The sequence below is a fragment of the Parvibaculum lavamentivorans DS-1 genome, assembly GCF_000017565.1.
Taxonomy (GTDB): domain Bacteria; phylum Pseudomonadota; class Alphaproteobacteria; order Parvibaculales; family Parvibaculaceae; genus Parvibaculum; species Parvibaculum lavamentivorans.
Genome location: NC_009719.1, coordinates 1968384 through 1986323, shown reverse-complemented (window position 1 = coordinate 1986323; position 17940 = coordinate 1968384). Strand labels below are relative to the sequence as shown.

The window sequence follows — 17940 nt, the reverse complement described above, 5'->3', positions numbered from 1 at the left end:
CGCATGCACCTTCAAAATCCAGGGAGCAGTTCTTGCGAGGCGCGGTGACGGTCGCCGTCGCTCCCCGCATTGGCCGCATAGGCGCGCCTGATCGAGCTGCGCCCGCCGCGTTTTCCTCCATCCATTGCCCTAGGATCGGTGCCCGCATCGCCGTCATCGTCGAAAAGGCCGAGTGTCGCTTCGCGGTGCTCGCGCCGTTTCGCGACCTCCTTCGCGGGCCGGCCCGGATGGCGCTGCTGCTGGAGACCGCCTTCCTCTTCCGCCAGTCCGGCATCGGGATCGGGGACGCTTGCGGTGGCGAGCCGGTGATCGAGCCCGCGCACCTGGCCGCTCCAGTCGTCGGGACGCGGAGCGGGCCTGTCGCGATAGCCATTCTCGGCAAGGACCGGCGCCGGCTTCACCCGCTCGGTGAAGTTCTTGTCCTCGTAATAACGGAGCTTCTTCGCTCGAATGGGCGCAAGACCCGAGACCAGCACAAGCTCGTCTGCCGAAGGCAATTGCATCACCTCGCCGGGCGTCAGGAGCGGCCGCGCCGTTTCCTGCCGCGAGACCATGACATGGGAGAGCCAGGGCGCCAGGCGGTGCCCGGCATAGTTGCGCTGGGCGCGCAGTTCAGTCGCGGTGCCGAGTGCGTCCGATATCCGCTTCGCGGTCCGCTCGTCATTGGAGGAGAAGGCGATCCGGACATGACAATTGTCGAGGATCGCATTGTTCTCGCCATAGGCCTTGGAGATCTGATTGAGCGACTGGGCGATCAGATAGGCCCTGATCCCGTAGCCCGCCATGAAGGCGAGCGCCGTTTCGAAGAAGTCGAGCCGCCCGAGCGCCGGGAACTCGTCCAGCATCATGAGCAGCCCGTAGCGCCGCCGCTTTGCCGGATCGCCTTCGAGCTTCTCGGTGAGGCGCCGCCCGATCTGGTTGAGCACGAGCCGGGCCAGCGGCTTCGTGCGCGAAATGTCGGCCGGCGGAATGACGAGATAGAGCGAGACCGGCCGCGCTGCATCAACGAGATCGGCGATCCGCCAGTCGCAGGCCGAGATCGTCGCCGCGACGATCGGGTCGCGGTAAAGCCCCAGAAACGACATGGCGGTCGAGAGCACGCCGGAGCGCTCATTGTCGGACTTGTTCAAGACCTCGCGGGCGGCGGACGCCACGACGGGGTGAACCTCCGGATGCTCCGGTGTTCCCAGATGATTGGTCGCCATCATGGCACGCAGCGTGTGCTCGAAGGAGCGTCGCGGGTCCGACAGGAGCGTCGCGACGCGGGCAAGCGTCTTCTCTTCTTCCGCATAAAGGACATGCAGGATCGCACCGACCAGCAGCGCGTGGCTCGTCTTCTCCCAGTGATTGCGGCGTTCGAGCGCGCCTTCCGGATCGACCAGGATATCGGCGATGTTCTGGACGTCGCGAACCTCGTCCGGGCCTTTGCGCACTTCGAGCAGCGGGTTGTAGCGGGCAGAGCGTGGATCGGTCGGGTTGAAGAGGAGGCAATGGGAAAAGCGGCTCCGCCAACCGGCGGTCAGCTGCCAGTTCTCGCCCTTGATGTCGTGAATGACGGCCGAGCCTGTCCAGGAAAGAAGCGTCGGCACGACGAGACCGACGCCCTTGCCGGAGCGCGTCGGCGCGAAGGCCATGACATGCTCCGGTCCGTCATGACGGAGATACTGCTCGCCAAGCCGCCCCAGAAACACGCCGGCGGCGCGGAAGAGTCCTGCCCGCTCGATCTCGCCGCGCTTCGCCCAGCGCGACGAACCGTAAGTGGTGACGAGCTTGCCCTGCCGGGCGCGCCAGAGAGAGCCGGCAATGGCGACCGCGCATCCGGCGACGCCACTCGAAGCGGCGATCGCGCCTGCCCGCGTAAAGACGCCCGGCGCATAGGCCTCATAGGCATACCACCACTCGAAGAGCCGCCAGGGATAATAGACGGGCCATGAGAGGAGGATGAACCAGGGCGCGCCGAGACGTGCCTGGAAACCGAGCGCGAAGGCTGCCCATTGCGTCGCGGTCCAGACGCCGAGAATGACGATCGCGAAGACGATCAGCGCCTGACCGATCAGAAGTTTTGTCGGGGTCATCCGTCTCTCTCCATCGCGCCATAGCTCGCGAAAACGAGAGACAGGATTCAATCGGAAGAAGGATTCTGAAAATCGCCTTTATCTGCGCTCTCGCGCGACGACGAGCACTGACGGAAAAGAGAGCGTTGAAGAGAATGCATGAACGTGAGAACAAGGACTCTGGAAACGCGGAATCGAGAGGTGTAGAATCCAGCAACGAGCGTCGATGCACGAGATCGTTTGCACCGCCCCGATGAAACAAGACCTCACCGCGACGGATGGAGATCCGATATGATCGCCATGCTTCTGCTCACCGCCTTCGGGCTCGGCGCCTTCTGCGTGCTGCTGTTCAGATGCGCGGTCTATGCGCTTCCCGTCATGGTCGGACTCTGGACCGGCTATTGGGCGGTCATGTTTGGGGCGGGCTTGGTCGGTGGCGTTCTCATCGGCTTGGTCGTCGGCGGTCTTGTGTTCGGCCTCGGGCAGGCCGCGCTCGCAACGAGCCATTCGTCGGTGCTTCGATTCCTGACTGTAGGGGTGTTCGCGGTACCTGCGGCATTGGTCGGCTACGGCATGGTGCTGGAGATATGGCAGCTCACCATGCCGATGAGTGCGTGGCAGTATGTGTTTGGAGTCGCCGCAGGCCTAGCCGCAGCGTGTTCGGTGGTGATCAGATTTCTTGATCCGGAACCCGCACCGGTCGTTATGAAGAATTCTAATGCTCTACACCGTCCCTGAAGACCGCTCCGCGCTAGAAGCCCACGCTCCCTCACCCGCGCCAGATCGTGGGGGTTTGATTGCGCTGAACTGCGCCCACAATTTTTCGTCTAAGAGCCATTGTCACTTTCGCTTCGCCGAAATTGGACCGGTCATGGATTCAATCCGATAGGGCAATCTCAGATTGACCGGGCGATCAGACGGAACCACGCGGAGCCGGTCGACGACCGAGATGTGAACGAGGCTGTCGGGTGCGATAAAGCGCGGTTCGCCTCGGGGGAGATAATAGCCCCACAAAGTATGCCGGTCGTGCCAGTCACGACGGCGCACATTTTTCGGCCACCATTCGAACGGCCACCACATCTTGTTCAACGAGTGATGCAACCGGCCTTTGGGGTCGGGTGCAGTATAGCGCCGGGCATGTTTGCGCTCCTTTCCGAGGACGATGTGGTTGAGCATGGTGCGCCGAATGCGAAGCCCTTTGTCGGCGGCCTGCTCGAGCATCCATCGCAACGGATACTTGGACAGCGCGCTTTCTTCTTCCACAAAGCCGCCGCCAATATCCGAATGACAGCCCGCAAACCAAACTTGCCGGCTGTCTTGCACCGGAATGGTCTTGCTTTGGGAATGACGGTTGGGTTTGAATTGCTGCGGTTCGATCCAGCGCTGAACACGGAACATGCGGCGGAACTCGTCAATTGCTATCGCCTGACGAAGCGTGGAAACCGCTGGATTCGTCGAAGTGAATGGTAGCTCCTCGAGCCGCAGCTTCGACCAAAACAGACGGCCTGGCACGATCACCGAGGCCACAGAATCCCAGAGCCCAAGAAAATGGATGGGCACGCATTGCGGCAGGGCGATTTCGTTGAACTCGCGAGCGACTGCATAGTCATCAACTGCACTGGCCTGTTTATAGGCCTTGAGTGCATAGCTTGCGAAATTCACCTGATGTTCGCGCAATAACCCGATGAGGTAAATGACGCCTGCCACGACGCTCACGGTATATGCGCCCCGACTGAACCCGAACAAGAAAATCCGATCGCCATCACGATAGTGACGCGCGAGGAAGCAATAGGCATTCAAGACATCTCGATCGAGTCCATGCCCGGTCGCCATCTCAAAAGTCGACCTCAATTTCTGCTTCCACTTACCCCAGTTGTTGGGCATGGAAACCGTGCCAATGCCGGGCTGGTAGAAAACGATCTGCCGTTCACTCTTCTCGGCAATCCGATAGAGCTTCAATACGTTCGACAACTGCTTGCCAATCTCATTGCTGGTGCCGTCGCAACACACAACGAGGTTGCGGCCCAGCATTACGCCGCCTGGGGTGGTGTTCTTGCCCTTCTCGCTGCTGGGTCGGCCCAGCTGGCAGGCGCGTTCGATATGGTCATGGTTAGCCATAGGGCTCTCGTTCTTGGCCATACATCCAGATCCTCGAACTGACTGCGCGCATCAATATCTTCAATCGACGTCATCGGCACCCTAGAAACGGTGTTCTATTTAGTCAGCCACTTAGCGTACGCCTCAATATCGATCATTGGCACGGTACCGCTGAATTGCAGCTGTGAGATCAGCTTGAATAGGAATGCCGTGGCGGGCTTATTCTCGTCTACGAACGAATACGCCGACGTTGACTGATCGAAGAAAAAATGACCGTGCGCAGCAATGCACCCTATATCGAGCCGCCCGTCTTCCAGGTCAGCAATCAATGCTTTGTCGAGTGACAATCCCAATGCTGGGTTCCACTCGCTTTCGAAGGTGAGCAAACCACCTAAGATCGGAATTAGGGGCTTAGCCGGGTAGGTGCCCTTCGCATAAGGAATAGGCAGGCTTGTCCGGTGTAGACGACGAACGCTTGCGACCTTCTCCTGAGCGTATGCGACTAGAGAAGCATCTGCCGTCTGCTTGGCCTCGAGAACGGCATAGACACTTTCGGCGGGGACGATTGTTTCATTCTCATAAGTGAAGATGAAGGGAGAATACTGGCGATCAAAGATCACCACATCGATCTGCTGGCTGAAGTTGCCAAGGCTATCCACCACATGCGCCTTGGCCGCTTGATATCGCTTAGGAAGATATGTCTCTAGCAGGCTGATCCAAACGTTCTCGCTGGCGTCGCCTTTCGTTCCAGGATGATTGAAGGATTTTCGTACCACCGCGAGACGCTGCTGAATATCTTCATGCAGCGAGGAAAGGAGTTGGGATAGAGACCATTCCGCCATCCGAAACCTCTGTATTTATTGGCCCCGACCGTCAAGATAGCGGGAACTTCGGCCCAAAAAGATCTCGCCACGCCCGGAGCGCTTCGCCATTTCGACCGCAACGTGTATGAGCAATTGCAAGCGTGGCTTGGCGCTCTGCCGCGCGGAGAAGATCGCATGCCCGCGCTCTGCGCGCGGTATCCATCCCGTTGCTAATCGCCGGACCAAGACCTGCCGGATCAGGCCACTCATCAAGCATTCGATCTGCAAGCGTCGCAAAAAAACCCTGCACCTCACGGTCGAAGCTTCCACCCCACCCGCCATGCAGGCACTGAAGCGCCATGACCTCGAGAAGGAATGAGGGCTTTACCGGCTTCTCACCGTGCTTCGGATGGTTGTTCCAGTACTTCACCATCCGCACCAGCCCCTTCCACTCACTGGAATAAGCTTGGTGCGCTGCGGTCGCCTTTGCGGCGTGCGTTTGTGGATTTGTCTTTATCCATTTTTTGAGTTCATCATCGGGAATCTCGAAATCATCACCTACATCAAACGCCGGAACGACATCTACGCTGATAACACGGTAGTCAGTGTTGTCGTCGGTGTCGGCCGTGACCCCAAAGTCGATGTTGATTGATCGATTTTGCTTCCTGGCGTTGTCGCCGTATTTTTCGACCAATGCATCATGGAAATCGGTCAAAACCGTTGATGGCGCCTTGGACCGATAGTGATCCTCGGAGGACTTCAGGACGAAGAAGATGTCGACGTCCTTGAGAGGCTTCGTCTTGGTCCAACGTGCATATGAGCCTGTGAGAAAGCTCCGATCGATCTTGAACTTAGTATCGATGTAGTCTCGCACCTCCGTTTGGCGTGCGGATGCGTTTTTCTGCTCTTTGTCGTTCAGCTCAAGACGGCTTTTGAACTTTCTGAAGGCTTCGTCGACCGTGAGCATCAAGCTCTCCTCAGATATGATGTGCGAGCGCCGAGGCCACTGTGTTCAACTGTGGTGCCAAGGCTTTGACGGACCATTCCCTCTGTCGAACGTCCGCTGGTCCTACTCCATCCGATCACGTCAGGCCTACCGGGCTTCGTGTGCACAAGCATACGATAGCGAGCCTCGCTTGGTGCCAGACCAGCCTTTTTTATCGCATACTTGAGCTGCTCGGTGTCGGTCCAGAAGCTACCGTCTCCATCCGACGAGCCATAGGAGATATCAATGTCCCAGCGAAAAATCAGCGTGTTCGTCTTCGGGTCATAGATCTCAAGCTTCACGGTCTCAAGGTCGCCGGTGCTCAGCCAGGTCTGAATACCGCGCATGTTGGTCTCCCAATCGCCAACGAACTCCGATGGATTCAGCCCGCTAAGACGAATGATGTCTTTCAGGCTTTTCAGGATATTGTCCGCTACATATGTGACGGAGTATGTGTATGTGTTGACGGCGACGCTTGTCATGAGCCGAGGAATCCTTTCGAGTCAAAAACAAGTGTCTGGGATTTCGTTGTTGCCGACTCGTTCGCACCGGGGACAGTTGCGTCGAGATCGCGAGCCGTAATGCGAGTGCTGTGCTGCTTCAGGGCGCTCTGAACCCAGACGAGATCATCAGCCAGGCAGGGAAGCGAAATCCTCCAGTCCCCTTTCAAAGGTTCAAAGCCGAGTGGATCCTCATTGGCATCAGAGCCCTCGATCGCATCCTCGTCATAAAGGCAATAGATGCGGGTGCGGGGGCCATCGCAGGTCACGGTAATCGCGGCATCCTTCGGCGCTTGATCCGCGATCACGCTGGCGGCGGTGCCAACGACAGCAAGAAGCTCAGTACGAGCATCGCCGGATTTTCCCTGCGTCAGAAGGTCGACGATCGCTATCCAGGTTTGTGCGGCATCACGCCCGGGAGTGCTCCTGAAAGTGCGGCTTGCAACGGTGCTCATGACGCTCCGCCTCCCATGATACGTCCCGCCTTGGCGGCACGAGCGGCTGCAAGCAGGTCGTCGATCGTCACACGTTCCGGATCCATGGCCGTCTTCTGATTGCTCGCCAGTGCATTGGCCACCATCTTGCGGATGGCTCGCCCGTCGAGACCAACGCATTCGGTTGCGCAGCGATCAAAGCCCGCAACACTCGGCAATCTTGCGATAGCTGGGTAGACCTTACCGAGGCCCGTTAGACAATCCCTCAGAATGCGTGCGCACGCTTCGCGGTCCGGCAAGGGCACATGGACGACAAGGTCGCAGCGCGACGTGAACGCTGCGTCGACAGCTTGAGGGAAATTGCTAGTAGCGAGAAACAGCAGGTTCGGATGCTTCTCGGCAAGGGCGTCAAGCTGGACGAGGACCGCATCGGTTGCCCGATGAATGTCGATCGGGTTGGCTTCGAGACTCATCTTTGAGCGGTCAGCTGCCAGTGTTTCGACTTCGTCGAGAAGAACGATAGTCGGTCCTCTGACGGCAGACTCTGCAATTGACTGCGAAAACAACTCCGATACGGCCCGTTGAGTTTTACCCATCGCTGAGCTGGTCAATGCATGTGGCTCGACCTCGAGCAGGTGGAACCCGCTTCCCTTGAACGACTCGGCAGTACGATGCGCCAATCCGCGAGCGAGAGAGGTTTTCCCCGTCCCTGGCGGCCCGACTAGAAGGATCACGCCATGCAAGGGGATCACACTTCGATCGACCTTGCCGCGCATCGTGAAATTCAGCATCGCCTGCGAAAGGAGCTGCGCTTTCAGGCGTTCTTCAATGATTATCGATTCCCAAAGAGCGCCAAGCTTGGGATCCGGAAGCCGCCGCATCCGCTGGATACCCTTCGGTCGATTGAAATCCTCATCTTGCACCGCAGCCAACTTCTGCATCGTCGATCCCTTCGTATCGCCTGTGTGGCGCGGGTAAACATGTTTCAGGAAAAATGCCGCACCTGAAAGGGGTCCGGCGCTATGGATCAACCCTTCGGAGGGAAGGGATCGGTGCCGTAGGAATTTGCATCCCTGATCCGGCCGTCCGGTCGATGGATGATGACCTCACCCCGCTCGCGGATTGCGGTGCTGCGCGCCGCTTCCGTGGCCTGGGCCTGAGTTTCGTGGGTCGACCCCGCGCGCGACGTTCCCTCACGGCGCGTCGCCCAACCGGAATCGTGTGGAACAACATGGATGCGTTTGGACACTCTACTGAATCTCCTCTACTTGCCGCTGATCAAGCCCTGCGCTTACCGGCTGCTTACTGATTCCATAATGTGGAAATGTTGTCAATAAGCACATTGCAATGTGCTTATTGAGCACATGTTTGTGAGATTGACATCGAGACTCACGTGTAGCAAACATGAGGCATGTCGGACGGAGCTATTTACAAGGCGTTCGGGCGGGCCGTCGCGACGCGGCGGAAAGAGCTCGGATTTACTCAAGCCGATCTGGCTGGCCGGGTGGGTATGTCGCGCGCGTCTGTCGCCAATATCGAGAGTGGCCGGCAGAACGTGCTGCTGCATCACGTCTACAATCTCGCCTCGGCGCTTCAATTCTCAAAAGTCTCAGATCTGCTGCCGACCCAACTGAAACCTGCGACGCAGGAGGACTTAGACATGATCCTATCGGACGAAACTCTAACCGCGCGTGGCAAAGCCCAGGTCACCGACCTAATCGCGAGCGCGTTGGCCCAACGCAGTTCTACAAAGGCGGCGTCGTGAAAGCGAACCCAGAGAGGGCCAGAGAAGCCGCCCGCGCGGTCTTGCAAGACTTCGGGGTAAAAGGTGTGCCTGTTCCGGTCGAGCGCATTATCAAGACAAGAAACATTGTTCTTCAATACGCTCCGCTTGAGGAAGACCTCTCCGGAATGGCCTATATTAAAGATGGAGTTGGGATCATCGGGGTCAACGCCCTGCATCATCCCAACCGGCAACGATTCTCGGCGGCACATGAGTTGGCTCATCATGTGCTGCATGCGCCAGAGATTCAGAAATCCGTTCATATCGACAAGGGATTTCGCGTCTTGCTGCGTGACGACGTCTCTTCGCAGGGCATTGATCCGTTGGAAATTGAAGCCAACGCTTTCGCATCTGAACTGTTGATGCCGCAGGAATTCTTGATGGACGCGCTGGACGCAAGCGGTCTGGATATCGAGGATGATTCGGGCATTGAAGCGTTAGCCCGCAAATTTAGGGTAAGCGCCTCTGCGATGCGATATCGCTTGGCGGGCCGCTTCTAGGCATAGGTGGGCCCGGTGAGTTTCGTCTTCTTCGATACAGAGACAACCGGCCTGAGGCACGGCTTCGATCAGATCGTTCATTTTGCTGCCATTCGGACCGACGCCGATCTCAATGAGATCGACCGATTTGAAGCGCATTCTCGACTTCTCCCACACGTGGTGCCTCACCCCTTTGCCCTGTACACAAACGGTCTTTCTATCGGGAGGCTTACCGATGATGGGCTTCCGTCACATTATGTCATGGTCCAAACCATCCGACGAAAGCTGTTGTCATGGTCTCCATCGATCTTCGTTGGATACAACTCGATTCGTTTTGACGAAGAAATGTTGAGACAAGCGTTCTTTCAGACACTCCATCCGGCCTACCTCACAAGCAATCATGGCAATTGCCGTGCTGATGCCCTGGGGCTGATGACAGCTGCAGCGGCGCTTTCTCCAAGCTGCTTGCTGGTTCCGTTTGGAGCAACGGGCCGCCCGACCTTTCGACTGGAGCAATTGGCGTCAGCGAACGGTATCGAACATACCAGAGCTCATGACGCGATGGCCGATGTCCTAGCCACGCTTGGACTATGTCGCTGCGTGTACGAGCGCTCATCAGAGCTCTGGCAGCGTTTCGTGCGATTTTCGAAGAAAGCGACAGTCGCTGATTTCGTTGACAGCGAGGATGCGTTCATTCTCACAGAATTTTTTAGCAATGAAGCTTATCATGCACCGGTCGTCTGCTTGGGCAGAGATCCTGAACAACCCAACGGTCGTCTATGCTTGAGGCTAGATGGCGACGTTGGTCGTTTCTACACGATGTCAGATGAGGATTTGCGGGTGGAGTTGGCTCGGAAGCCTAGCCCCATACGACGGTTTCGAATTAATGCCGCTCCGACTCTGACAGCGCTCTACGACGCGCGGGATCAGATGCTGAATGGTATCGATTTAGATGAGGTGGAAACTCGAGCTCGTCGAGTGAAAGACGATCCAACGTTCTGCGCCCATCTTATTTCGGCCTACGCCTCAATACGCGGACCACATGCGCCGTCCCGACATGTCGAAGAGCAAATTTATGACAGGTTTCCAGGACCGGACGACGAAGCTCGCATGGAAAGATTCCACAAGGTCGGCTGGCGAGAAGTGTTGTCCATCGTCCAGAGCTTTGAGGACGAGCGCCTCCGATGCTTCGGGCTCCGTCTTGTCTATTTCGAACATCGTTCTGTCTTGCCGGAAGAGATACGCCTCCGTGTGGAGCGCGAACTGACAGACCGACTTGTTGAGGAAGAAAGCGGTGGGTTGACACTTCGGCGGGCACTCCAAGAGACAGACGCTCTTCTGGGTAGCGACTACACCGACACGAACGGAATTCTTGCTGACTACAGAGCATACCTCGTCGATCGAATTACACGCGTGTCCAATTTTCGGCACAGCATTTCGTGATTCCATTACCCCACCTAGTTCTCGAGTCCTTTGGTAACAGACATCCACTCTTCGCGACTAAATCAAACTGATCCGATCTATATTTAGCTAGGTGCTGCCAATTTTCCGGTGCCGTCTCCCATAGTTGCTGTTTTTCTGTCATGTACGGTCGGTTCTCCTCGCCGGCAACCCAATCGTCCGCTTCCCGCGGGGAATATAAACAGCTATGAAACCCCCGGCCCTCTCCGCCTCCCGATCGTCCACGAGACCCTCCCTTCCCGGACGACCCCTGCGACCTGCCTCCCGAGATGCCGCTCCAGCACCGGCCGCCAGGGTACGAGCGTGAACTCGCGCGATCTTTCGATCACCGCGAAACGCCCGCTGGCGAGATCGACATGCCGGCGATAGGTGCCAGTCGCCTTTTGCCCCAATTCTGCCTCGGCATAGGGTAGACCGAGCTCGCCCGAGAGCTGTTCCGCTACACGCAGCAGCTCGCGCCGGCGCAGGATGCCGAGCATGTTGGCGCGATAGACGATCCGGTCCTGTTCCTCGCGTGCCAGTTCCTGCCCGGCCAGCCATCGCCGACGCATCGCGAGCGCGTCGCGCACCTCCCCGCCGAAGCCCGCCTCGCGCAAGGGCTCCGGCTTTTCCGCCACAAGCTCACGGTCAAGCCAGGTCGCGCCATTGGCGGTCACCTGCCGCTCGAGCGGCCAGGCGGAAAGCGTCTCGACAATGACCGGGCTCGATCTTGCCTGACCGCGCTCGAAGGATGCGGCGCGTTCCAAGTGATCCGGCGCGATGACCCAGCTTCCGTCCGGCTCTCGCTCGACCAGCCCGGCAATCCTCCGCATCGCTTCCAGCCGCCGGATATGGGTTTCGGCGAAGGCGCGTGACGCGGTTGGGTCGTGGCGGAGATGCGCCTCGATGTCGTAGCGCCCGTTATTCGCCGCCGCGACCTCCGCAATCGTTCGGTCGACGGTTCTCTGTCCCACCGGCTTCGGCCTGATCGCGACGATGGCGCCGTCCGGCAGCGCGTCCACCGTCTCCGCCCCACCGATATCGACGTAATGCACACGACCGTCGATCCCGTCGACGATCAAATAGTGACGGTCGTTGAGTTCATTCGACAGCCCTCTGGTGACAAGACGCCCGACGACGCGTCGCTCCTGCCCGTTCGCGGTTTCATGAACCGCATAGTCGGAGGGGACCCGCGCGAGCCCCTTCTCCGTCATTTCGCGGTGAAGCGTCTTGATGATGTCGCCGCGCTCCCCCATGCGGCGGAGCGCCGGTTCCAGGTCCCCGGCAAGCTTCCACGTTCCGGTGGCGATCTCCTCCGCCAGTCCCAACCGTTTCAGTTTCTGCAATCGCCCGGCCCGCAGGCTTTGCCGGAAGGCGTCGCCGACGGTCGCCCCAGACCGAACACAGCCTTCGCCGTCCGCGTCCTTCAACAGGCCGCGGTCGAGACCCGTGAACCGTTCCTGTTCGACCTCCCGCGCGAGGTTCGCCTCGATCTCGAGATCGCTGCGGGGACCGAGATCGAGGGTGACGATTTCGGCGGCGCGCTCGCGCATGCCCGTCGAAAGATAATCCCGCGCGATGACCAGGTCCTGTCCGCGCTCGTCCTTGCCCCGGAGCATGATGTGGGTATGGGGATGGCCGGTGTTGTAATGATCGACCGCGACCCAATCGAGACGCGTTCCCAGATCCTCCTCCATGCGGGCCATGAAGCGCCGCGTGAAACCCTTCAGTTCCTCATATTGCGCGGCGTCCTCGGCCGAAACGATAAAGCGGAACTGGTGCCGGTCGCCGTCGCAGCGTTTCAGAAACGCCTTGCCGTCCGCCCGGTCGTGTTCGGCATCGTAAAGCTCGCCCGGCTGCCCTTCGCGCGTCACGCCGTCGCGCTGGATATAGCGGAGATGGAGACGGGCCGCCTTCAGGCCCTGCCCCTTCAGCTTCACGATGCGGGATTTGACGACCACGCGCCGCGCGCGGAAGGCGGCATGGGTTCCGCGCGACGCGAGCACGCGACCGATGCCGGCGCCGCGGCCGATGCGATTGCCGTGAAAGCCCGAGCCCGGCGACGCTCCACCGAAGCGGCGTCCGCCCGCCAGCGCCGCCGATTTCAGCACGCGTTGCTGGTAGCGCCGCTCGGCCTTTCCGGCGCGCGCCCCGATCCTGCCGAGACGTGGCTCGAAGCCGTCGTCCTGCATCGTCTCCTCTCCGCGATTGTGACCCATCTTCAAGATGATCGGCTTTCGCCGCGTAACAAGACGGCGCCATGAAGACCGAAGAGGCACAGGGACTTGGCGCGGCCATGGCGCCACGCCTTCGGCGCATGGCGCCGTCAAAAGAGATGTGCAGACAGGAACATAAGCCGCTCATGGCGCCGTTCTTTTATCTTGCCCTCCCGCGATCCAGAACCGGCCTCACGCTCACCGGCGCTTAAGTACTTTCTCCTGGGACTGACTAACGGAAGGTGCCGGAGAGCGGCGCGAATAGATCGCCATCAACGGCTGCGGATTCGCCCTGCAATTTGCCGCCCGAACCGACGAACAGATGCTGTTCCGAAGGCCGCTTCGGATCGCTCGACGAGCCGATTTCGGCACGCATTTCATGCCCGCCGAGCGGAAAGAAGAGCGACTTTCCTGACGCGAATGACGCTCGCGCGGTCATTCTCTGGACGACTTTTCTGTCGTCTGCGGCGACCAGATCGATACGCGGCAGCAATGTAGTGAGATAGACAAGGGTCTCCTCGGGAAGCGGTTCCTCGCCTTTCAGACACGCCACATAACGCGTCGGTCCGGCATGATAGGCGGCGAAAAGTCCCGGAAAGCCGAAGCGGTCGCGCATCTCGCGGAGATAGGCGGTGCCCGCCAGAATATTGTCGCGAGGATCATGCGGATCGGGCCCGAGCCCGTGGCGCGCACGCAGTTCGGCATAGGTCGCGGGCATCAGCTGCATCAGGCCCATCGCGCCTGCGGGCGAGGTGATCGGCGCACCGTCCAGCACGGTCCGGCCACCGCTTTCCGCCTCGATGACGGCCTCGATCCAGTCCACCGGAATGCCGAAACGCCGCGCGGCTTCGACGATGAGGGGCCGCCATTGCGCCATGTCCCCTGCTTCCGGCTCGACCGCCATGCTCACCGTGAGGAGCGGTGAAAGGTCATGTTCAGGCTCGGCGTTGCGGATCGCATGCGCGAGAACCAGCGTCAGAATATCCATAGCGGCACCAGCCTGCCGATGACGAGCCGCCGCTCAACCGGCCCGAAATACCGCCCGTCGAAGGAGACGGGTTCGCCTTCGGCGAGAAGAAAAACGTGATAGCCGCCCAACCGCTCGCAGCCCTGCCAGCGCGACATCGGGCGGCCCGCGCCGTCTTGCTCTAGCCGCCGCGCCGTGTGCCGTCCGTTGATATAGAGATCGTTGCCCATCATGCAGACCGTGTCGAAACGGGAGGCGACAACGCGCTTGATCAGCAAGGCGTCCCGCGCGAGGTAGTGCCGTTCGTCGGCAAGCTGCCGCACTTCATCGGGCAATCGCGCCAGCACCAGATCGCCCCGAACGAAATCCTGCGAGAGACGCAGATAGAGCCCGCGCGGCGCGCTGGCGCTCGCGTTCCAGACGAGACGCGGCAGCGGTTCGAAGAGCGCCGTTGCGCCGATCAGGCCGACGCCGAACACCGTCCAGAGAAGAAGACGCCTGCGGCGGCGCGGATGTTTCGGGCCGCGCGGAGACCGCATGGGAATCAGCGCGCCGCTCTCGGCGATGAGGGAGAGCCGCTCATTCATCGGAGGTCGAGCGCTTTGCCCGCTCCCGCGACCAGGCGTCGAGATCGTCGATGTGATAGCGCACATAACGGCCATGCTTGCGGTATTCCGGGCCGCCGCCGACGACGCGCATCTTTTCCAGCGTGCGCTCGGAGAGGCCGACATAGTGCGCGGCCTGCGGCGTGTTGAGAAAGGGGCTGCCCTTCTTGGCGTTCGCAGCCCGGGTCGCGTCGTCATCCATGAGGCACCTCGCATGTGATCCACGCGCGAATCGCGCAAGGACGCCCCACCACGGCAAGGATCGGGAAAAGAGGTCCGGTGACCGAGCGGCGAATATCCGGCCACGTCGTTTCGCCAGCGCAACAGATCGCAGAAGGGCAAAGCCTCCGCGCCCGGAGGGACGCGGAGGCGAGGCGTGACCGTCAGTCGACGGGATTCCAGATCAGCGCGAAGGTCTCATCGTCGTCCTGACCGGCGGCGCGGCCGAGATTGGCGTAGAGCCGGCGCGGCCCGAATTCCGGGGCGGCGAGGCTGAGGCTCACATAGTCCCGGCCCGAAGTTTCGCCGGTACGCGTCCAGCCCGCGCCGATCTCGACGCCCTGTGTGAGGACCCGGAAGTCCGGCTGTGCCTCGGCGCTTTTCGCCGCATTGGGCACGATATCGATCTCGACGCGGATGGTCAGCGTCTTCAACTGGCCCTTGTAGCCGCCGCTCGACTGCTTGGTGACATATCCGATCGCAGGCATGGTCTTTCTCCTTCGATGAACGCCGAGGGGTCCATTCCCCTCGCGATGGCGAACCCCGATGGGCGCGGCAGCCGCCCGCCGAACCGGAGGCCGGAGCGCAAGCGAAGGACCCGAGCGGCGGGCTTTATTGAAGCGAAGCGACCGCGAGGAGCGCGCGACAGCGCGCGGGGAAAAAAGCCCGGCGCGACGGTTTCGGGCGGGCGGCAGCGCCCATAGGTCTCGCGGCTCAAGCGAGGAAATGGCCCCTTGACGCCTTACCGAAGGGGGAAAGAGCCCATGCAATCCATGCGCACCAAGCCTCTTGAGGCGGACGGGCCGTATGATGAAGGCCGGAGCGATAGATCGATTCAACACCGAGGCAACACGCCGACGGCACCGGAAAACGCTCACGCGGGGTGTGCGTATGACGCGGTAGATGCGTGGCGAAGGACGGGCAAACAGAGAGCCCCGACTCGCCACCGGAATGCGGCCAAGCGCGCCCGCATCGTGTTCCCGCGTGCCGCTTGACGACACCGTAGCTGTCTCTGAAATCATGTCCACGATCGTGCCCCGTCGCGATACCGGAGCGCGGCAGGCGATGCACAACAAGCTGTTCGCTCATGAAAAAGAGCGGGCGGCGAAGAAGCCGCCCGCACAAGTCTCAGGTCTTCCCGAAATATCCCGCGACGCGATCCCACGCCTCGGCGGGCGGGAAAGCTCCGTCCTCGCGATAGGACCGGGCCGGGACATGCATCCAGCGCGGCAGCCATGTGCCGACCTTCGCGCGGCCATTCGCGCCCGCGAGACAATCGCGAATGATCTGCTTCTGCACCGACGCCTTCTCGGCGACATTCTGGTCGGCGACGCTTTTTCCGGCGATGTCGGCCAGCATGGCATTGATCGTGCCCCGGTCGCGCAGCAGCTCGAAGAAGGTCTCGTCCGGCTCCCAGACCGGGCCCATGTCGCGCTTCAGCACCACCGCCAGCGCCTCGACCGCCGCGCTCCCGACCTGCAATGTCTCGCCCATCACGGTGACAAGCACATTCATGATTTCCTCGTCGTTGAGCATCAGAAGCCTGGCGAAGAGGGCGACGGTTGCTGCGTCGTCGCCGTGCGGCGCGGTGAGGTTTTCGCGCTCTTCCGGCAGACCGAGCAAGGCCCGGATATTGGCCTGCCAGCCCCGGAAGGCACATTCGGCGACATTGGCCGCGAGGCTTTTCGCGATGGCGTCGGACGCCGCTTTCTGCGGCTCAGGCGTCACCTGCCAGAGCGCCGATCCGGCGATGGCATGGGCGAGCATCAGCCGTAGCGCGATGCCGGGATGGTCCAGCAGTTCGGCACGGACGGCGGCATGGCGATGCAGTTCGATATAGTTGCGCATCGATTTGGTCACCTCGGGCCGGGCGGCGCGAACCTCCGCCGCATCATCGCTCGCGCCCTCCTGTCTCGCCTTGCGGCGCGCCTCCGCGCGGGAGAGATAGCCCTCGTGGAAACCGACCTCGCCGCGGCCTGAGACCTCGACATAGACCTTGCCGCCCTTTTTCTTCGACACCTTCTCGTAGTCCCATGCGGGGAAGCGGACGCCGGGCTCCATGACGATGACCTCACTCCAGCCCGCCTCGCGCAGCGCGTCTGCCTTGGCCGCAATGGCCTCGCCCTGCTTGCGCCAGAAGAGGTCGGGATCGGCGAAATACCCTTCCTCGCCGAAAAGATCGGCGACGACCTCGCCTTCGTAAGTATCGAGCGGGAAGAGCGCCGCGCCGGTCGCAATCGACTGGCCGCCGAAGAGCCATTGCTTCAACCGATGGCCCGTCGGGCAGGCGCTCCGGTCGGTCTTCCAGAGTTTCCACCATTCCTTCTGCTTCGCCTGCGAGGCAAGCGTCAGATGGCGGATCGATGCGGCATCGATCTTCTCCGCCCGATAGGCTTCGCGGATCGGTGCGATCAGCGTGCCGAGCGCGAGACGGCGCTTCACCATCAACTCGGTAAGGCCGAAGGTCGCGGCGATGTCGGCGACGGATTTTCCCTCGCGGGTGAGCCGCGCGAAACACTCATACTGGCTCATCTCGTCGGGATCGAGACGGGCGATGTTCTCGATCAGCGAGGCTTCGAGCGCGGCCGCATCGTCGCCGGGCTCCATCACGGCGCAGGGCAAGGGTTCGACCTCACCCTGCTCTTCCTTCACCGCCTTGGCCGAGAAATAACGCCGCCGTCCGGCGACGATTTCATAGGCATTCGCTTCCGTCTCGACGGGGCGTACGAGCAACGGCTGCAGGATGCCGCGCGCCCGGATCGAGGGCAGGATGTCGTCGATATCGGGCGGGCGTTTGCCATGCCGCATATTGATCGCGGCGGGGCGCAGTTCATCGATCGGGATGTGACGCAGTTCCATGGGTCTCTCCTTTCGGGTGCTCTTGGGTGGGGCTCGGGCTCTCCGCCGTTTCATGGGGCAGAGAGAAGTTCGACCAGTCGGCGAGCGCGTAAGTGCCGCCGTCCGCATCGATATGAAGGCCGGGCGTGCCGGGCGCGGCGCCTTCGGTGTCGTAGTCATGGACATGGACGATTGCGCGTCCGCCCTCGATCTCGACCTGCTGCACGGTGCCGCCGGAAACCGTAACGGTCACGGCGACCGGCTCGCCGCGCTCCGAAAAGCGCGGCGGCACGGGAAGCGAGGAGGCAAACTCCCGCCACGGATCAGCGTCGTCGCCTTCGGCAACCGCATCAATGAAGGTCGGGCCGCAATCATCAAGCGGTTTCCAGCCGTCGCTCTCATTGGCCGCGACGATGGCCTTCTCCAGCGCCGCGTCGAACGTCTCGGCCTCGACCGTCACGGTGTTGGCGTAATAGGCGGCAAAGCCGCATTGCACGGTCCATTTCTTCATGGGGCGTCT

Annotated in this window: 19 protein-coding genes; 4 read left to right on the top strand and 15 right to left on the bottom strand. The window is 60.8% G+C overall.

All coding sequences use genetic code 11. The features are described from left to right. Window positions 1–11: 11 nt before the first annotated feature. On the bottom strand, window positions 12–2075 hold the full coding sequence (locus tag PLAV_RS09295) for a conjugal transfer protein TraG (protein WP_012110743.1): 2064 nt from the start codon (window positions 2073–2075) through the stop codon (window positions 12–14). A 270-nt stretch (window positions 2076–2345) separates the two neighbouring features. On the opposite strand from PLAV_RS09295, the gene PLAV_RS09290 reads away from it, so the two are divergent. After that, on the top strand, window positions 2346–2792 hold the full coding sequence (locus tag PLAV_RS09290) for a hypothetical protein (RefSeq protein ID WP_012110742.1): 447 nt from the start codon (window positions 2346–2348) through the stop codon (window positions 2790–2792). A gap of 102 nt (window positions 2793–2894) precedes the next feature. Here PLAV_RS09290 and PLAV_RS09285 read toward each other — a convergent pair whose 3' ends face one another. From PLAV_RS09285 to PLAV_RS19325, 7 genes are all read right to left on the bottom strand, one after another. Then, window positions 2895–4193, bottom strand: coding sequence for a DUF2235 domain-containing protein (locus PLAV_RS09285; protein WP_012110741.1), 1299 nt, complete (start codon window positions 4191–4193; stop codon window positions 2895–2897). A gap of 74 nt (window positions 4194–4267) precedes the next feature. Further along, the gene (nucC, locus tag PLAV_RS09280; protein ID WP_012110740.1) at window positions 4268–4993 is read right to left on the bottom strand and encodes a CBASS effector endonuclease NucC; all 726 of its coding nucleotides are present in this window, start codon (window positions 4991–4993) and stop codon (window positions 4268–4270) included. A gap of 31 nt (window positions 4994–5024) precedes the next feature. Beyond that, window positions 5025–5921 (bottom strand): CBASS oligonucleotide cyclase, encoded by an 897-nt coding sequence (locus tag PLAV_RS09275; protein WP_012110739.1) that lies wholly within the window; start codon window positions 5919–5921, stop codon window positions 5025–5027. Further along, window positions 5921–6421, bottom strand: coding sequence for a hypothetical protein (locus tag PLAV_RS09270; protein WP_012110738.1), 501 nt, complete (start codon window positions 6419–6421; stop codon window positions 5921–5923). Before PLAV_RS09270 ends, PLAV_RS09275 begins: the two co-directional genes overlap by 1 nt. Further along, entirely contained in the window at window positions 6418–6894 is a 477-nt protein-coding gene (locus tag PLAV_RS09265) for a hypothetical protein (RefSeq protein WP_012110737.1), read from the bottom strand. The genes PLAV_RS09270 and PLAV_RS09265 overlap by 4 nt, the downstream gene beginning before the upstream one ends. Then, window positions 6891–7814: an AAA family ATPase gene (locus PLAV_RS09260; RefSeq protein ID WP_012110736.1), complete on the bottom strand. Its 924-nt coding sequence runs from the start codon at window positions 7812–7814 to the stop codon at window positions 6891–6893. The genes PLAV_RS09265 and PLAV_RS09260 overlap by 4 nt, the downstream gene beginning before the upstream one ends. 86 nt (window positions 7815–7900) lie before the next feature. Then, window positions 7901–8122 carry a DUF2188 domain-containing protein gene (locus PLAV_RS19325; protein WP_012110735.1) on the bottom strand — a complete coding sequence of 74 codons (222 nt, stop codon included), beginning with the start codon at window positions 8120–8122 and terminating at the stop codon, window positions 7901–7903. Window positions 8123–8284: 162 nt separating this feature from the next. Between PLAV_RS19325 and PLAV_RS09255 the strand changes: the two genes are divergently transcribed. From PLAV_RS09255 to PLAV_RS09245, 3 genes are read left to right on the top strand one after another with little or no spacing between them, the layout of a single operon-like run. Further along, on the top strand, window positions 8285–8638 hold the full coding sequence (locus PLAV_RS09255; protein ID WP_012110734.1) for a helix-turn-helix transcriptional regulator: 354 nt from the start codon (window positions 8285–8287) through the stop codon (window positions 8636–8638). Continuing rightward, window positions 8635–9156, top strand: coding sequence for an ImmA/IrrE family metallo-endopeptidase (locus PLAV_RS09250; RefSeq protein ID WP_012110733.1), 522 nt, complete (start codon window positions 8635–8637; stop codon window positions 9154–9156). Before PLAV_RS09255 ends, PLAV_RS09250 begins: the two co-directional genes overlap by 4 nt. Window positions 9157–9171: 15 nt before the next feature. Then, window positions 9172–10578 (top strand): exonuclease domain-containing protein, encoded by a 1407-nt coding sequence (locus PLAV_RS09245; protein WP_012110732.1) that lies wholly within the window; start codon window positions 9172–9174, stop codon window positions 10576–10578. Between the two features lie 203 nt (window positions 10579–10781). Here the strand turns inward: PLAV_RS09245 and rlxS are convergent, their stop codons facing one another. From rlxS to PLAV_RS09210, 7 genes are all read right to left on the bottom strand, one after another. After that, a complete protein-coding gene (rlxS, locus tag PLAV_RS09240; protein ID WP_012110731.1) occupies window positions 10782–12767 on the bottom strand; it encodes a relaxase/mobilization nuclease RlxS in 1986 nt (661 codons plus the stop codon). Window positions 12768–13023: 256 nt separating this feature from the next. After that, entirely contained in the window at window positions 13024–13779 is a 756-nt protein-coding gene (locus PLAV_RS09235) for a lytic transglycosylase domain-containing protein (protein ID WP_012110730.1), read from the bottom strand. After that, window positions 13767–14345 (bottom strand): S26 family signal peptidase, encoded by a 579-nt coding sequence (locus PLAV_RS09230; RefSeq protein WP_012110729.1) that lies wholly within the window; start codon window positions 14343–14345, stop codon window positions 13767–13769. The genes PLAV_RS09235 and PLAV_RS09230 overlap by 13 nt, the downstream gene beginning before the upstream one ends. Next, a complete protein-coding gene (locus PLAV_RS09225) occupies window positions 14338–14565 on the bottom strand; it encodes a helix-turn-helix transcriptional regulator (RefSeq protein ID WP_041535925.1) in 228 nt (75 codons plus the stop codon). Before PLAV_RS09225 ends, PLAV_RS09230 begins: the two co-directional genes overlap by 8 nt. Window positions 14566–14746: 181 nt before the next feature. After that, the gene (locus PLAV_RS09220) at window positions 14747–15070 is read right to left on the bottom strand and encodes a DUF736 domain-containing protein (RefSeq protein WP_012110727.1); all 324 of its coding nucleotides are present in this window, start codon (window positions 15068–15070) and stop codon (window positions 14747–14749) included. A gap of 640 nt (window positions 15071–15710) precedes the next feature. Continuing rightward, window positions 15711–17441 carry a ParB/RepB/Spo0J family partition protein gene (locus tag PLAV_RS09215; protein ID WP_012110726.1) on the bottom strand — a complete coding sequence of 577 codons (1731 nt, stop codon included), beginning with the start codon at window positions 17439–17441 and terminating at the stop codon, window positions 15711–15713. Then, window positions 17413–17931 (bottom strand): hypothetical protein, encoded by a 519-nt coding sequence (locus tag PLAV_RS09210; RefSeq protein ID WP_012110725.1) that lies wholly within the window; start codon window positions 17929–17931, stop codon window positions 17413–17415. The genes PLAV_RS09215 and PLAV_RS09210 overlap by 29 nt, the downstream gene beginning before the upstream one ends. Window positions 17932–17940: the final 9 nt, after the last annotated feature.

Excerpts from the sequence above, each read along its gene's own strand:
- PLAV_RS09225 (WP_041535925.1), bottom strand. The coding sequence starts at position 14,565 with ATGGATGACGACGCGACCCGGGCTGCGAACGCCAAGAAGGGCAGCCCC.
- PLAV_RS09230 (WP_012110729.1), bottom strand. The coding sequence starts at position 14,345 with ATGAATGAGCGGCTCTCCCTCATCGCCGAGAGCGGCGCGCTGATTCCC.
- PLAV_RS09220 (WP_012110727.1), bottom strand. The coding sequence starts at position 15,070 with ATGCCTGCGATCGGATATGTCACCAAGCAGTCGAGCGGCGGCTACAAG.
- PLAV_RS09265 (WP_012110737.1), bottom strand. The coding sequence starts at position 6,894 with ATGAGCACCGTTGCAAGCCGCACTTTCAGGAGCACTCCCGGGCGTGAT.
- PLAV_RS09285 (WP_012110741.1), bottom strand. The coding sequence starts at position 4,193 with ATGGCCAAGAACGAGAGCCCTATGGCTAACCATGACCATATCGAACGC.
- PLAV_RS09270 (WP_012110738.1), bottom strand. The coding sequence starts at position 6,421 with ATGACAAGCGTCGCCGTCAACACATACACATACTCCGTCACATATGTA.
- PLAV_RS09260 (WP_012110736.1), bottom strand. The coding sequence starts at position 7,814 with ATGCAGAAGTTGGCTGCGGTGCAAGATGAGGATTTCAATCGACCGAAG.
- PLAV_RS09215 (WP_012110726.1), bottom strand. The coding sequence starts at position 17,441 with ATGGAACTGCGTCACATCCCGATCGATGAACTGCGCCCCGCCGCGATC.
- PLAV_RS09275 (WP_012110739.1), bottom strand. The coding sequence starts at position 5,921 with ATGCTCACGGTCGACGAAGCCTTCAGAAAGTTCAAAAGCCGTCTTGAG.
- PLAV_RS09235 (WP_012110730.1), bottom strand. The coding sequence starts at position 13,779 with ATGGATATTCTGACGCTGGTTCTCGCGCATGCGATCCGCAACGCCGAG.
- nucC (WP_012110740.1), bottom strand. The coding sequence starts at position 4,993 with ATGGCGGAATGGTCTCTATCCCAACTCCTTTCCTCGCTGCATGAAGAT.
- rlxS (WP_012110731.1), bottom strand. The coding sequence starts at position 12,767 with ATGCAGGACGACGGCTTCGAGCCACGTCTCGGCAGGATCGGGGCGCGC.
- PLAV_RS09210 (WP_012110725.1), bottom strand. The coding sequence starts at position 17,931 with ATGAAGAAATGGACCGTGCAATGCGGCTTTGCCGCCTATTACGCCAAC.
- PLAV_RS09295 (WP_012110743.1), bottom strand. The coding sequence starts at position 2,075 with ATGACCCCGACAAAACTTCTGATCGGTCAGGCGCTGATCGTCTTCGCG.
- PLAV_RS09255 (WP_012110734.1), top strand. The coding sequence starts at position 8,285 with ATGTCGGACGGAGCTATTTACAAGGCGTTCGGGCGGGCCGTCGCGACG.
- PLAV_RS09290 (WP_012110742.1), top strand. The coding sequence starts at position 2,346 with ATGATCGCCATGCTTCTGCTCACCGCCTTCGGGCTCGGCGCCTTCTGC.